The sequence below is a fragment of the Marinobacter sp. MBR-99 genome (assembly GCF_040547575.1).
GTDB lineage: Bacteria > Pseudomonadota > Gammaproteobacteria > Pseudomonadales > Oleiphilaceae > Marinobacter.
The window spans coordinates 46445-61131 of the sequence record NZ_JBEPPY010000011.1; the positions used below are offsets into that span (position 1 = coordinate 46445).

16 protein-coding genes are annotated in these 14687 nt (G+C 50.5%); 8 read left to right on the plus strand and 8 right to left on the minus strand.

Going from position 1 to position 14687, the window contains the following annotated elements; genetic code table 11:
• Nucleotide 1: 1 nt before the first annotated feature.
• From ABIE59_RS11190 to ABIE59_RS11200, 3 genes are all read right to left on the minus strand, one after another.
• Nucleotides 2-721, minus strand: coding sequence for an AzlC family ABC transporter permease (locus tag ABIE59_RS11190; protein ID WP_091706189.1), 720 nt, complete (start codon nucleotides 719-721; stop codon nucleotides 2-4).
• The gene (locus ABIE59_RS11195) at nucleotides 718-1248 is read right to left on the minus strand and encodes a helix-turn-helix domain-containing protein (RefSeq protein ID WP_354446900.1); all 531 of its coding nucleotides are present in this window, start codon (nucleotides 1246-1248) and stop codon (nucleotides 718-720) included. Before ABIE59_RS11195 ends, ABIE59_RS11190 begins: the two co-directional genes overlap by 4 nt.
• Nucleotides 1249-1566: 318 nt before the next feature.
• Nucleotides 1567-2463, minus strand: coding sequence for a LysR family transcriptional regulator (locus tag ABIE59_RS11200; protein WP_354446902.1), 897 nt, complete (start codon nucleotides 2461-2463; stop codon nucleotides 1567-1569).
• A gap of 191 nt (nucleotides 2464-2654) precedes the next feature.
• Between ABIE59_RS11200 and ABIE59_RS11205 the strand changes: the two genes are divergently transcribed.
• The 5 genes from ABIE59_RS11205 (at nucleotide 2655) to ABIE59_RS11225 (ending at nucleotide 8458) form a co-directional block, all read left to right on the plus strand.
• Nucleotides 2655-3821: an aromatic ring-hydroxylating oxygenase subunit alpha gene (locus ABIE59_RS11205; protein WP_354446904.1), complete on the plus strand. Its 1167-nt coding sequence runs from the start codon at nucleotides 2655-2657 to the stop codon at nucleotides 3819-3821.
• Nucleotides 3814-5091, plus strand: coding sequence for an MFS transporter (locus tag ABIE59_RS11210; RefSeq protein WP_354446906.1), 1278 nt, complete (start codon nucleotides 3814-3816; stop codon nucleotides 5089-5091). Before ABIE59_RS11205 ends, ABIE59_RS11210 begins: the two co-directional genes overlap by 8 nt.
• Nucleotides 5092-5354: 263 nt before the next feature.
• Complete coding sequence (locus ABIE59_RS11215; RefSeq protein ID WP_354446908.1) at nucleotides 5355-7193, plus strand: NAD(P)-binding domain-containing protein; 1839 nt, start codon at nucleotides 5355-5357, stop codon at nucleotides 7191-7193.
• Between the two features lie 62 nt (nucleotides 7194-7255).
• A complete protein-coding gene (locus ABIE59_RS11220) occupies nucleotides 7256-7927 on the plus strand; it encodes a LysE family translocator (protein WP_354446910.1) in 672 nt (223 codons plus the stop codon).
• A gap of 108 nt (nucleotides 7928-8035) precedes the next feature.
• Nucleotides 8036-8458, plus strand: coding sequence for an ATP-binding cassette domain-containing protein (locus tag ABIE59_RS11225; protein WP_091704446.1), 423 nt, complete (start codon nucleotides 8036-8038; stop codon nucleotides 8456-8458).
• Nucleotides 8459-8528: 70 nt separating this feature from the next.
• On the opposite strand, the gene ABIE59_RS11230 is transcribed toward ABIE59_RS11225, so the two are convergent.
• The 3 genes from ABIE59_RS11230 to ABIE59_RS11240 all read right to left on the minus strand — a co-directional run bounded on the left by ABIE59_RS11230 (nucleotide 8529) and on the right by ABIE59_RS11240 (nucleotide 10998).
• Nucleotides 8529-8993 (minus strand): GNAT family N-acetyltransferase, encoded by a 465-nt coding sequence (locus ABIE59_RS11230; protein ID WP_354446913.1) that lies wholly within the window; start codon nucleotides 8991-8993, stop codon nucleotides 8529-8531.
• Between the two features lie 128 nt (nucleotides 8994-9121).
• On the minus strand, nucleotides 9122-9598 hold the full coding sequence (locus ABIE59_RS11235) for a GNAT family N-acetyltransferase (protein WP_354446915.1): 477 nt from the start codon (nucleotides 9596-9598) through the stop codon (nucleotides 9122-9124).
• Nucleotides 9599-9867: 269 nt separating this feature from the next.
• Entirely contained in the window at nucleotides 9868-10998 is a 1131-nt protein-coding gene (locus tag ABIE59_RS11240; protein WP_354446917.1) for an MFS transporter, read from the minus strand.
• A gap of 144 nt (nucleotides 10999-11142) precedes the next feature.
• Between ABIE59_RS11240 and ABIE59_RS11245 the strand changes: the two genes are divergently transcribed.
• Nucleotides 11143-12039, plus strand: coding sequence for a LysR family transcriptional regulator (locus ABIE59_RS11245; protein ID WP_354446919.1), 897 nt, complete (start codon nucleotides 11143-11145; stop codon nucleotides 12037-12039).
• 13 nt (nucleotides 12040-12052) lie between these two features.
• Here ABIE59_RS11245 and ABIE59_RS11250 read toward each other — a convergent pair whose 3' ends face one another.
• Nucleotides 12053-12535 carry an HPP family protein gene (locus tag ABIE59_RS11250; RefSeq protein WP_177187053.1) on the minus strand — a complete coding sequence of 161 codons (483 nt, stop codon included), beginning with the start codon at nucleotides 12533-12535 and terminating at the stop codon, nucleotides 12053-12055.
• A gap of 103 nt (nucleotides 12536-12638) precedes the next feature.
• Between ABIE59_RS11250 and ABIE59_RS11255 the strand changes: the two genes are divergently transcribed.
• Both ABIE59_RS11255 and ABIE59_RS11260 read left to right on the plus strand, forming a co-directional pair.
• Nucleotides 12639-13220 (plus strand): TetR/AcrR family transcriptional regulator, encoded by a 582-nt coding sequence (locus tag ABIE59_RS11255; protein ID WP_091704457.1) that lies wholly within the window; start codon nucleotides 12639-12641, stop codon nucleotides 13218-13220.
• Between the two features lie 232 nt (nucleotides 13221-13452).
• A complete protein-coding gene (locus tag ABIE59_RS11260) occupies nucleotides 13453-13917 on the plus strand; it encodes an NUDIX hydrolase (RefSeq protein WP_091704460.1) in 465 nt (154 codons plus the stop codon).
• 106 nt (nucleotides 13918-14023) lie between these two features.
• Here the strand turns inward: ABIE59_RS11260 and ABIE59_RS11265 are convergent, their stop codons facing one another.
• Complete coding sequence (locus ABIE59_RS11265; protein ID WP_091704462.1) at nucleotides 14024-14644, minus strand: LysE family translocator; 621 nt, start codon at nucleotides 14642-14644, stop codon at nucleotides 14024-14026.
• Nucleotides 14645-14687: the final 43 nt, after the last annotated feature.

A 14687-nucleotide genomic window follows, 5' to 3' on the forward strand; every position in this document is an offset into this window, starting at 1 on the left:
GTTAAACCTCCGCCCGTGTATTGGATTGCATCACAAAGAACACCGCAGCGCCCAGAAGCGCCGCAACCGGTATCGCCATATTGGGCAGGCCATTAGCCGCGAACAACAACGCTACGACAATGGCACACCCCAGCGCTGCAGCCCATAACCAGGAAGTGAATCTCGGGGCCAACAGCACCACAAACAGAGCCGGTAGCGCGAAGGGCATAACGTCATTCAGCAATGGCCAGCGCCCGGTCAGCTCCTGCCCCGCAAAAGCTCCCAGGGCCGTGCCCCCTACCCAACTGAACCAGGCAAGCAACATGGCGCCAGTGAACCACCCCAAGCGTTCCGAGGATGGCAACGCCGGCAGGCGGGTGTGCGCCAGGGCAAAGACCTGATCTGTCAGCCCGTGCATCAACCAGAACCACCACCGGTTCCCGGTGAGCCAGGGCGCCAGGTTCGGCGCATACACCATATGCCGGGCATTGATCAGCAGCGTCATCACAACCACAAGCCACAAGGGGGCTCCCGAGGCCACCATGCCAACAAACAGGAACTGGGAGGCACCCGCATAGATGACCAGGGAGATGATGATGGCTTCCCAACTGCTAAAACCAGCCTGATTGGCGATCAGGCCAAATGAAATTGCTACCGGAATGTATCCACCCAGCAGCGGAATCGCATCCCGTACCCCTCTCAACCAGGCGCGCCCGCCCGCGCTGACTACCTGAACACTCATAATTCCTCACCTTCTTTTTGATACACGATGGTGACCAGTAGCGTGGCCCAGGCTTCCCGGGTGCGATAAAGGTGAGGCTGCTCAGCATCAAAGGTGTGGCTCTCGCCGGCCCGCAAATGCTGGCTGTGGCCGGTGACACCGACTTCCAACTGACCACTGATAACGGTAACGGACTCCACCGCTCCTGGCGTATGGCCCTCCGCCATGCGTGTGGTATTGGGAGCACAGGACATCCAGTAAGCATCTACCCGGGGATTGTCTCCCCCCTGATCCACAAGCCGGACCTGCACCCCCTCCTCACCAACCGGCACACGGATTGGGGCAACCAGGTTGCCGAAGGGGACATTAAGCTGAACCGCCAGTCGCCAGATGGTATCCAGGGTCGGATTCCCGTTGCCCTGTTCCAGGCGGGAAAGGTTCGATTTGGCAACACCTGCGGCGGCGGCAAGCCCCGAGAGCGACCATCCGCGAGCTACCCGCAGGGACTGAAGGTGTCGCCCCAGGGTTTCGAGAGAAAGCTGATCCATGTAAACCACTTCCAACGTTCCATTCACAGAACGTTCTACAAAAGGAACAAAGAAATGTCAATGAAGAGGTGTCGGTAAATTACCGGGGAGCATTGTCAAACTCCTTGTATGCGACGGCATTATTCCCGATCGTCGTACGCGCAAGCTGCGCATCAACGATACTTTCAATAACGCCTGGAAATCTGGCAATGCCCTCCCAAGCGGTGATGGTGATCCGGGAAAGCGACATTCGCTAATACAGTCGAGGAGCTAGTCAGTGATTGGTAGTTGGTGCGAGATTGCTCTTTTGCGTGGCAACCGAATGATCATAATGCACGTCTAGCTTGGGACTGCTTCCTCGCCACCAATGGCAAAATTTGGGCTACCCACAATTAAGTGGCGCATAACGGCATCGTATAGTTGGCCGCATATGGCGTTACTGCTTTTGATTGGGCTTGCTAGATTCACGTTCAAAGATGGTAGCCTTGGGAGCCCGTGCTGACTACCAAGACGTTTGAGTGTGGAAGGTATTGTCGATCTGGGCAGAGCAGAAACTACGGCCCCGCTTTCCACCGCCGCCACAAGCCCCCCATAACTGTAGGTCTCGTATTCCACTCGATACTCACGTCCCGCACCTTTGAGCGCACCGAGCATCACTTCTCTGTCAGGGCAGCCGTGCTCAAACAAAGCTACGGGCACCGTAGTTTGTTGCCAAGCTAACGATTTTCGGGCACATACCCATTCTAACGGTTCGACCCTGATGGGCTCTGCGTTAATGTCAGAAGGACAATGCTGTGCCAGAGCAATATCGAACTCCCCTTTTTTATAACGCTCCCAGATACCAGTGCTAAAGCTGCAATCCAAAGTTACTTGCACGTTGGGAAACTGGCATTTCCAATGCTCAAGTAGTCCTGGTAGTAGACAACTTGCATAACAATCGGTGGTGGCGAATCGAATGATTTGTCGGTCAACGGTGTTCTGCGTCAACCACAACTCAGCTTCATCGTTTGCGGTGACGACCTTTTGCGCCCTCAGGTAGAAGGCCATACCTTTTTCAGTGAGGGTGACGCCATTCGGATTCCGTTGAAGCAACGGCGCGCCAACCTGACGTTCAAGCTGCTGCACTTGCCAGCTGACCGTAGACTGGGCCAGGAAAAGTCGTTCTCCTGCCCGCGAAAAACCGCCCGTATCCGCAACATATATAAATGTACGTAGCTGATCCAAGCTCCATTTCATTTTGATATCTCCTATGACCGGCTCGTCTCAACTGCTTGATGTGCGCATGTTGGGGGGAACGGCAATCGAATGGACAAAAAGGAACGCTGATCGAGTATCGAATAAGTTGATACCCCCAGACAAGTTTTTTCGTTTCCAACTTACCTGTGTCCCTTTGTACGCTCTGCTCCACTGGTTTTGGAAACAAACACATGGACGCGACTATGACAGCAATGACGAGTTCCCTTGGCAGCAGAAGTTTGGGCGGAGTTGCTCAAGCAGATCTCTCAAAAATGCTTCCCCCTCAATGCTATACCCAGGGCGAATGGTTCGAACGCGAACTGCAAGCTATTCATTTTCCAGCATGGCATTTTGTCTGCTTGTCGTCTTCCATTCCTGATACCGGAAGTTTTGTCACACGTCGGTTTTTGGAGCGCAGCGTCATCGTTGTTCGCAGTGAAGACGGCACAATCAGAGCATTTCTGAACAGCTGTCGGCATCGGGCAGCTCCTTTGACAACACAAAAATGCGGGAAAAACACCCAGTTTAAATGCCCTTTTCATGAGTGGACTTATGACACATCCGGCAATTTGATAAGCGCTCCCGGTTTGGGGGGGTGCGTGACTAGAAGTGACCTTCCAGGGCTAAAACTCAATTTGGTGAGCGTTCAATGTGAAGTCACCGCAGGCTTGGTGTTCATTAACCTGAATGCCGAGAACGAGGTCCCGCTTGACGCCTATCTCGGTAACTACATCGACAAAGTCGCCCTCCCACACCAAATCCAGAGAATGCACTGTGTTCAAGAAAAGGCTTACACACTGACGACGAACTGGAAGCTGTACATTGAGGTAGATATGGAAACCCTCCATACGAACTTCATCCACAGTCGGTCGATTGGCAGTCAACCGGTTAGGCCGATAGAGCACGACCGTAATTGGTTTGGTGTCTACCATAAAAATTCGCTTTCGCCAGCGCTATTCCCTGAAAAGCGCAACCTCGCCTTTTCACCACCCCGTGACATTATCGGCGAAGCCGCAGAGGGCACCCATTTCTGCGTCATTCTGCCGGGCTTCTTCATTGTAACCGCACCAGAAGTCATGTGGTGGATTCAGAAGACACCCATTTCAGCCACTCGCACTAGTGTCAATGTTGGTTACGCGTTCCATGAGGAAACTCTTGCTCGAAGCGATTTCAATGATATTGCTCCGCTCTATTTCGAACGTCTCGATCAAGTGATTCTTGAGGATGATCAGATTTGCGAGTACCAACTGGAAGGGTTGAGCAATCAAGTGCAGGGACACTACACACCGGTTGAACCGATTGCTGCTTACTTCTCAGCGCTCGTCGGGTCAAGACTGAGGGAAGCGGGGTATGAATAGCACTCGTACCGTTGCTGGGGCGCCCCTTTTGGTTCCGACGAGCTGGCTTAAATGGGGAGGTTGGTGCCTACTTGTTAGCATTTTCATCAGTGGCTTCTTTTTCCGTTTCGCGCCCGCGACATTGTCGGGGAGTATGCAGCAAGAACTCAGTTTGACAGCCACTGCACTAGGTATTGTGGCATCAATGCACTTCTGGGTTTACACACTGATGCAGGTGCCCGCTGGCATTTTTACCGACTCGGTTGGGGTGCGAAATGGTGGGCTTATCGGGGGGACTGTAACGTCGATAGGTGCTTTGTGTTTTGGTTTTGCCCCAAATCTAGTGGTTTTGCTCGTGGGGTCAGCTCTGATGGGGCTTGGGTTATCTGCAGTTTTCGTCGCACTGATGACTTACAACGCTACTTGGTTTTCCTCAGATCGCCATTCGCTCGTCATGGGCACAACGATGCTTCTGGCTGCACTGGGGAGTGTGATAGCACAGAGCCCGACCGCGCATCTACTGAACTGGTTCAGCTGGAGAGATATTGTTCTCTTTTTTGGTGGCCTGACGTTTTTGGCCTCCACCTGTCTTGTTGTTTTCTGTCGAGATGCCCCTAAGCGAAGACAAGAGCACTCAACGAAATCCAAGGCAATAGTACATCAATTACTGCAGGGAAATCGGGGCGTACTGCGATCCAGCCAAGTATGGCTGCTTTTTCTTTGTGTAGCTGCCACTAATGGAACCCTGTATGCATTTCTAGGGTTGTGGGCTGCGCCACTCTTAATAGACGGTTTCGGCCTGCAACCTACACAAGCCGCACAGTACGCAACTATTGCACTTATTGTTTACGGTGTGGGCTCTTTGTTTGCAGGGTGGGCAGCTGACCGTATTGGAGCGAAGAAGCCGGTAATTGTTGCGGCAGCACTGATATCGGCGACTGTATGGGGCGTAATGGCTTTTGCTGAATGGAGTCCTGGGTGGGGAGCAATGGTTCTGTTTGTACTGTTGGGACTCTCAGGAGGACAGGTAAGCGTGATTTTTTCGGCCACCAAGGAGGCGGTAGCCCTGCAGAACGTCGGGTTTGCAACAGCGCTTGTAAATATGGGTGCATTCTTGGCAGCAGCTTTGGTTCAATCGGGCTTTGGGATCATTCTGGATATCGTGTCTGTTGCAGAAAAAGGAACTGGCCCAAGTCTTCAGAGTTATCAATTCGCGTTGATTCTGCCCTTAATCATAAGCGGGCTAGGGGTAATAGCATCTTTGTTTCTGAGAGACCAAGCACATACATGAGAGCTTCTTGGTCTTGCTCGATAACCCTTTCTACATCGGTTGGCGACGCCGTATAGCGAGCACTAAGGCAATGGATGTATAGCTGGGTGTAATAAAGCCCTTTCAGATTTAATAAATAAAGTTATCTTAAATATAGAAAAAGCTAAATTAAGCCCCAAAATCTCGCGCTAACTCATAGTCTTAAAGTAAAAATGCTTTTTTGAAATTGCCAAAATAATTGTAGTTTGACCCACTCAGTAATGCGTCTGAAAAGGAGATAGACCATGACTCGCCACTATCCTAATATAATCATTGGTGGAGGCCCAGCGGGCCTCAATTTAGCACTCGAGTTTAAGAAGCGGGGCATCAATTACTTATTGCTTGAAGCCAGTCCGGCTGTTGGTGGCCAGTGGGATAAATTACCTGTATGTGGCCAGCTTATTTCTCTAAACAAAAAGTTTGTGCCCGGTAAGGATCACACGTATCGAATGCGCTATGATTGGCATACGCTAAGCACTATCAGTGCTGAAGACATTCAGAAGGACGCAATGCTCCGATTTACCGAGTGGACATCAGAGCACTGGCCCTCGGCCAAAACGTATAAAAAGTATCTCCAATATGTTGCTGATAATATGGGGTTAATGCCCGCAATTCGCACAAACTCACCAGTGCGGCGCATATCGCGTGTATGCGATAATGGGAGGTTTTTTGTTCAGGTGTCAGACACACTTGACTTCACTTCAGATAGAATCTTCTGCGGAACGGGTAGATCGGAATCTATTCTTCCAAACATCAAAGGGTTAAACCAAGACACATGTACGTTTTACGAAGATTTCAATCCAGAGGAAGCCAACGAGCGTTACGAAGACAAGATTGTCGTGGTGCTTGGCCGCGGCAATTCGGCATTTGAAATTGCACATCACCTTGTAAATATAACTGCGGAAACAAGAATCGTAACTCGATCCTTGCCAAAATTTGCACGCCAAACACACAATGTACACGATATACGTGGGCAAGTATCTGATGTCTTTGATTTAATGCAATTGAAGTCTAATAACAACATCGTCAGTGACCGGATCGTTGAGGTAAGCCGAATATCAGGCGGAAAACATAGCGGAAGGCTTTTGGTTCGTTACGAGACACCATGCCCTCATTGGACTCCGCCTCGCTGGATGCGTCGAACAGGAATTGTTGACGAAATTATTGTCTGCTGTGGATTCAACTATACCATGACGAGTATATTTGACATGGAGAGTGTCCGTCCAGAATGCGATAAAGCAGGTAAATATTGCCTGCTTAATTCAAGATGGGAATCTATCAACGAACCCAATTTATACTTCATTGGTGCTCCGACGCGCATAAACGATCCAGACGCAGCATCCGGATTTGTTCATGGGTTCCGCTGCAACATACAGGCACTTGGTCATCTCATCGCCGAACAACAGGGCATGCCACTTGAGCCCCTATTCGTATGTACGCTACCATCAAACGAAGCTTCGAGTGGACTTACCTCCCTCGCCGAATACCTGGTCAGTATGGTCAGTACTACAATGCCATTGTTCGAGCTTTACAGTTATTTCGGTAGTATGGTTACGTTCGAATACGATGATGGCACGGGTGCTGTACATGTCAAGGTTTGGCCACCATTCCCACGCCAATATAATCGAGAGCGATGGGGTGGGATTAAAACCTACGTAGAGGTTGTGTTCGAGTACGGTTTCTCTCGCTATGGTGATGGGACGCTGCCAACACATTACTTTACGCTTCCCGCAGATCATTTTGATTCATCCAGAAGTGCTTATATCCACCCTGTTTTCCACGTCTTCCGTGACGGCGTCGAAGTGGATCAGTTCCATATGCAAGAGAGCTTGATAGGCCGGTGGGATCTCGATGACTACGTAGATGAGGAAACCAACCCGGATCAATATAAGAATGTTGCTTTCAACGCTTTTGCGTGTGCGCTTGGGCTTAATGAGCGGCGAAGCATGCTGCCTGTGTTAGATGAATTTTTAGATGATTGCTATCCGTTAATGACCGACAAAGAGGTAGTAGAAGCGCTTAGTATACAACCGACATTGGCGTTGCTCTCGCCGGCCAGCCAAATAGGGAAGTCAAGACAATAGGCTGTTGCCCCGCTCAGAGGCACGATGAGCGGGGCAACACGCACATCAAAGGGAATATTTACATGCAAGATATTGGGGTATCTGTCAGTGGGATACTGGGCCTAATTATAACCAGCTCGATACTCATTGCTGTACCAGGCCCAAGCATCATGCTTTTTATTGGGCAGGTAATCATGAAGGGTAGAAGTCATGCGTTGCGTGGCGTGATCGGCAATGCAATTGGCATGTTGAGCATTGCGATACTTCTCTCGTTTGGACTCGGCCCTCTAATATTGAAGTCCGATTTCGCTTTGTCTGCTATCAGAATGCTGGGTGCGATCGCCTTGCTGCTTATCGGCATAGGATATCTTGTAGCTTCGAAAGACGCGAGCCCGGTTGCAGCCGAACAGCCAACAAAGAGAAAATCACCGCTCACTGCTGGAGTGATAGTCGGTATAACCAACCCCAAAGCTTTCATCATGTTTGGAACCATAGTCCCCAGCTTTCTCAGCGGTAATCTTGCGAGCCCCACAAACGTCCTGCTCATGTATTCGATGATACCTATCATGTTGGGTATTGCGATCGATAGTGTCTGGGTTGTAACTGCGCACAGCGTAAGCTCCCGCCTTTTTGCTAATGTGGACAGTATTAAAATCGTAAACCGTATCGGAGGTGGCTTAATCATTCTGATGGCTCTTACCTTGGCATACGAGGCTGTTTCCGGTTTATCAGTTATCAGGCAGACGACAATATGAGCTGACCAGCCCGCAGGACATTCAGTACGGGTCTACCCGAGGGCTGTCTCCGCCTGATCCATAAACCGGCCCGCCTCCCAAGTTGCTCCTGTGGCCGGGGAAGCCAAGATGACACCAGAAAGCGCATATCTTGATCAGCGATTAGAAAACCTGAGTCCAGAGAAGACGGTATTAGAACAGTTGCAAGCAGCAAACCGTACAGCTACCGGAAGGGACTTACGTATGCGCCTAGCTCAATTGGGGCTTGATGCACAGAAAATAGTAACCCCCAGCGGGTCACTAAGTGGCGGTGAGCGTCTGAAGGGAGCTCTAGCCTGCATACTCTACGCCGATTCACTACCACAACTGTTGTTACTTGATGAACCGAGCAATCACCTTGATTTGCGCTCAGTACAAGCTTTAGAAGTCATGTCACGTAACTACCACGGTGCGTTGGTCGTGGTGTCCCATGATGACACATTTCTAAAAAACATCGGACTTACAGATTGTTTGGTTGGGACTGAACATGGTTGGAATGTGCAGCCACTTTAATGAGGACCAATATGTCATCCGAACTACCAAAAGCAGTCGCTCACACTACACTTCTGACACTTTACTGAATTTACGGCGCAATCAAATAAAAATGACCAAATTCACCGTTGTTGTAACCTGACTGTGTTCTATTCCATCCAAGCTTTTCAGCTACTCGTTTGCTCGCTTTGTTGTCGTCGGCAATAAAGACCTGGATTTTCGAGAAATCAGTTTGATTCGATAGCCGCTCAATAGCTATTCTGCAGGCTTCGGTTGCTATTCCGCGCCCCCAAAACTCCGACCGGAGGAAGTAACCGAAATCCCACATATCATTGATTTTTTTAAGGCCACAGAAACCAACGAACTCATCTGTCTTCGCATCAGCAATAACAAAACGGGAAGGTTTGTGTAGCGCGTCGTCAAACCAATCCATTGCCTCTATCTGTGAGAGGGGGCGACGAGGCCCAAGAAACCGCATCACTTCAGCATCTCGTAACATCTCTACAGCCAACGCTCGATCTCTTTCTTCGGGGTACCTGATCTTCACTGAACTCATAGCTGCAGCATCCCTGACGTATTAAGGCTCTCGTTCGCAAACAGACTAATGGTTGCAGCATGCGCCTATGGAATGGAGCTGAAGGCACAACGGAAAGGGTGCGCATGCTGCAATAGTTATTTTTTGAATCAACCCTCAAGATTCAACTTCATCTCGAGCAGAGAACCACGAAAGCCAAACTTCTCATACGCTCGAACCGCAGAGTTATTCTCCGCGTACACGTCAAGGTAGAAGTCTACCACTCCTCGTTGTTGACCCCAGCTGACCAAATCTTGCAAGATAACCTTGTTTAGCCCGAGCCCTCTATACTCCTCTGCCACATACATGAATCCCAAATATCCATGCTTATCGTGGTCCAAGGCAGGCTTTGAGTGGCGCAATTGAACGTACCCTGTAGCGACGATATCGCCAGACACCTCTCCAACGACCAACCGACTATCACGATCCGAAATCAGCTTTTCGATGTCGTAGTAATAGGCATCTTTATCTTTCAGAGATGCATTATACGGTCGCTCGGCATCATTCACTTTCTGTTCCAGTGCAACGAGAGAGCGATAGTCACTATCCCTTGCTTCCCGCACAATCAACCCATCTAAATTCATCATTACTCCAATCTCGATGACTCAGAAACATAACGCTGAGCGAAGCCCACACCGCCTTACGCGATAGGTTAGTTCACTCACGCTCAGCCAGTAGCAGCCCGCCCCGGCATCCCCAAGAAATCTGACGCAGATCCTGTTGACCAAGTGGCGCATAGCCGGAAGAAAAAACCAGTGGCTCAATACCATACCAAAGAAGGCGTAGGCGCATATCACTATCCGCTCAAGTCCCAGAGAAAGGGCGATCAAAATCAACATCTCAACTCTTTTGTGCGCTACATTAAGGAACTATGTCGCACACAAAGAACCAGCCAAAAGATGGATGCCTGGGTTATCGCGATACACGCAACAACTCCGTTCCAGGACGATGCAGCAAATGCATAAGCCGCGAGACTTGCACCAATAGCGCCGCCCAAGTAATAGAAAGAGAGGTAGATTCCGGTTGCCACTGCAACCGGCACTTTGCGAGAGCTGCTTAACAACCGCGTCGTCACGGTCTGAAACATGTATGTTCCTGTGGCGAACAGCGCAACGCCTACAATGATGGACGTGCTGGTTCCGCCGATCATCCAGAGCGATACCCATATCAACGAAATCAGTGATACTGTCAGCGCTGTTTCGCTCATGTAGCGCCTCACGAAGCGCGAAGTAAGAACGAAAAAAAGTGCAGGCAGGCAAGCTAAATAGATCGTTCCAATCTGCTCTGAATCCCAAAGATACGGCTCTTGGGAAAGCCGCAGACCGAGTGCCGTGAAAACCGCGCTTTGCGTGAAAAGCAGTGCGAATCCTGCGAGATACGCAACGAACAGCGTGCGGTCGGCGAAGGCTTGTCTCGCGTATTGCTGCGGAACCTGATGCCGCTCGAAGCCGTTCGCTGGCGCAGCGCCGGAGGCATCCGAAAGAAAGTGAATCGTCACTGCGGACAGCACCATCAGGCATGCCGAACTCAGGAACCCCAGCTCCCAGCCAATTGCATCAACTGACCACGCAGGATACATCCGACTGAATGTGCTACCCACAATCGTTCCGGTAACATACAGCGGCACCAAGCTCCCGGGGCGGGTTGAGACCAGCTTCATTGTTGATGTCAAAAGAAATGGAATAACGATTCCCTGGCCAAGCCGCAGTATGAAAAGCCAGTGCTGACTCGTAGAAAAGGCAGCCGAAGCATTAAGCGTCGCCAGTGCCAGGAACCCCAATACCAGGAGCCTAGAAGGGCTGGCGTGTTTGGTCATCGCACCGGTTATCGGCGCAGTTATCATCATCCCCAGCAACGACGCCATATTTAGCCAGCCAGCCTCAGATAACGTTGTACCAAACCGATCCACCAACTGTGGGTACAGGGCCTGCAGCTGATACAAGTTAAAAAAAGCGCCGAGCGATCCGATAATCAAGACTGTACGCATGACTTATTCCTTTCCAGACAGGAATAAGCTACGTGGGAACCAAGCCCGAATGAATGTCGGTTTTAGTATCGCAGTGATACAGGATCTGACAGAGCCCTGGGTCATAAATCAGGGTATTCTCTACTGAAGGGAGGGATGTATGAGATGGTCGAACTGAAACAGATCAAGCATTTTGTGGCGGTTGCGGAAGAGCTCAACTTCAGACGAGCTGCCGAGCGATTGCATATTACCCAGCCACCGCTGAGTCAAAGCATCAAAGCACTGGAAGAAACTCTGGACGTAAAGCTTTTCGAGCGGAATACCCGGGGAGTCCAACTTACAAAAGCCGGCGAAGCCTTTCTCGGAGAAAGTCTGGAGGTACTCAGTGCAACGCATCGAAGCGTCAGTATTGCAAGGCAGGCAGCCCATGGTGACATAGGAACGTTGCGCGTTGGTTATTCGGCTAGCGCGATCTTCTCCACAACCCTCACGTCGGCTCTGGCTCACCTACTCACCGAACGCCCAATGCTGGATTTGGAAATAATTGAAGGGAATGCCCTTGTTCATATCACGGCGCTTAAAGCCGGCAAGCTTGATGCCACGATACTCCGGGCTGATCTGAATGAAGACTCTTTGTCTGGCTTGTCCGTTTCCAGGTTGGGAGATGAGCCGCTTTTTGTGATCCTGAACCGAGGCCATCGGCTGCAGGAAAGATCATCAATCAACTTCAAGGAGCTTGACGGCGAACGAATTTTGCTCCAACCAGCCACCCAAAGAACCTTTCTAAGGCGACAACTGGAGACGTTAGCAGACAAGGCAGGGATGTCCATAAGCCGTGTTTTAGAGGTACCCGATATTGGCAGTACGCTTTGTTTCGTTGGAGCCGGTATCGGCATCACAATCCTTCCTGCCAGTGCTGCGTCTATGGCTCACGGCCTGATCACCATACCTTTGGCGGGTGAGTGCTGCTCTCAGCCACTTCTGATGGCCAGCAAGGAGGGAAACCCCTTAAGTGAAAAACTCCGGGAACTGGTCAACTCACAACCCCTGACCGGTATGTAGTAGGAAGACAGACTTACAACCAGTGCGTCGGATAGCGATGCCCGGAAATAAGCCGGTGGTAAAAAACCCCAAATACCACAATGAGAACGGCACCTGCCCCTACGGGCATGAGCAAAAAATCCCAGTGTTCACCGGCCACCATAACAACTAACGGATTGGCTCCAGCCGGTGGGTGAGTTGTTTTGGTCAACAACATCAAGCATACGGCTAACCCTACTGCCAACCCCATAGACCATGGTGTAACGCCCGCGAAGGTAGCCACAAGAAGGCCGATCGCGGCGGTCAACAAATGACCAACGATGATGTTTCTTGGCTGTGCCAGCGGGCTTTCCGGCAACCCGAACAGGATTACCATCGTTGCACCAAAGGGCGCCATCAACCAGACAGAAGACTGAAAAGCGCTGCCCAGGCTTCCGAGGGTGGTAATACACAGCATGGCTCCCAGGCCGGCCAGCAGAGGAACAAAATATCGTGAGGTGGTCAGGCGTTGATACATCAGTAAGTCTCCAGTAGACAGATTGGTCTACTCAGGGTAGACAGTATTGTCTACCCGTGTCAATATGCAAGAGTCTGGGCTAACTAACGCAGGTTCTGTATTCATGGACAAGCAAGAAGAGCTGGTTCGTACTGCCTTTCAATTGTTCTACTCCCGGGGCATCCATGCCGTGGGTGTAAATCTTGTACTGGCAGAATCCGGCATAGCCAAGAAAACGCTTTACCATCACTTTCCCAGCAAAGAGCATCTGATAGGGGCCACAATCCAGTACCGTGACCGCAATTACAGGGCTTGGCTGGCCTCACGGCTGGAGCAGGTCTCCGCAGGCAAGGCTGCTATTCTGGAGTTATTTAATGCCCTGGATGACTGGTTTCATGATCGTGTGCCGGAGATCGACCACTTCAATGGTTGTTTCTTTATTAATGCCTGTGCTGAATTTGGTGACCGAGACAATGCCATCCATCAGGCTTGTGCAGGACACAAAGCCGATGTGACGGCCTTAATTAGACAGCATGTCGACGAATTGTCTCTTTCAGAGGAATTAACAAACGAGCTCACAAACCTGATTGTTTTGCTCAAGGAGGGGGCTATATCTATGGCTCATGTTCGGGGGAACCGAAACGCAGCCATGGAAGCCAAAGATATACTGGAAAATATCCTGCGAGACCGAGTGGGTGATGTGTGAGGGAATGCTTGGACCATCGAGTCTTGGTTTACAGCGGGGCCTTGCGCAATGGTAATTCAGGTACCGCCCGCAATCTGCATCGCGCTTGGCTCGGTGGAGCTGAATCTACTTCGGTTTGCAGTGACGACAGTTCAACTCGTTGAACACCATGGGTATGGATAAAGTCCTGCGGAGGTAGCACCCCAAGCTTGATCAGACCAAAAGCCAACCCTGGTGTTAGGAGTATGAACTGATGGAGAAAAACTCACACAAACCCGGCCCCAGCTCTTTGCAGCGCCCGATCCCTGCAACAATTGCTACGGTGATTCGAGATGGCAACGTGTTACTAGTCCGCCGAAAGAACCCACCAGATGCTCAGTTCTGGGGGTTTCCCGGAGGAAAGATAGATTTCGGCGAAACTATTGAAAGCGCAGCAATACGTGAACTATATGAAGAAACGGGAATTCAGGCACACGCTGTAAACACGTTCACTGCTGTAGACGTCTTTGGCCGTGATGACTCTGGACAAATCCAACAGCACTTTGTGCTTATAGCAGTGTTATGTCGATGGATTGCCGGTGAGCCCGTTGCTGGGGATGATGCCCTGGATGCACGCTGGATTCCGATACGCAGCCTAGAGAATCATGATTTAGCACTAAGTCTGGGTGTGGTAGAGGTTGCTCATCTGGCTAACAAGCTAGAAAGCCAAACATTATGACAAATCCAACCAATTTGGGGCATTGATGAATGCTACGTGAGTTAACGGTGCGGGAAGCAAGAGGTAACTGTCGTTCCCAATCAGGAGCCTTACGCGCTTAGTTAGCTCACTCACGGCGAGCCAATAGCAATCCGACTCCGGCACTCCCAAGAAATCCAGCACAGATCCTATTGAATAGTCGACGCATAGCTGGACGAGAAAACCAGTGGCGCAATCCCTTACCAAAGAAGGCGTACGTGCTTATCGCTATCCACTCAAGCATCAGAAAAAGAGCACCCAAAATCAAGAACTGGAGTCCTATTGAACCTGACGGGTCGACAAACTGAGGGAGAAAGGCCGTAAAAATCAAAATGGCCTTTGGGTTACCAGCCGCTAAAAGAAATTCTTGTTTCGCCAGTTGGAGCAAATTTTTACCCGCAGGTGACTCATCATCGGCACCGGTTGGATCAGCTGTCCAAAGCTGGAAAGCCAGCCAAAGCAGATATAGTCCGCCGACGACTTTTATGGCGAGAAATAACTTCTCCGACGTATACAGCACCGTTGCCAAACCCGTAGCTGCAAGAGTAATCATGCCCACAAAAGCAACAAGCCGACCAATGCCAGCACAACAGGCTGCCTTGATGCCGTAACGTTTGGCATTCGCCATTGAAAGAAGGTTGTTTGGCCCAGGAGCCATGTTTAAAGCAAAGCTCGCTGGTATGAATAAAAGGATCGTCGATAGGGTCACAGTTGATTCTCCTTTATGAACTACAGCAAGGTGGCTTCTGAAG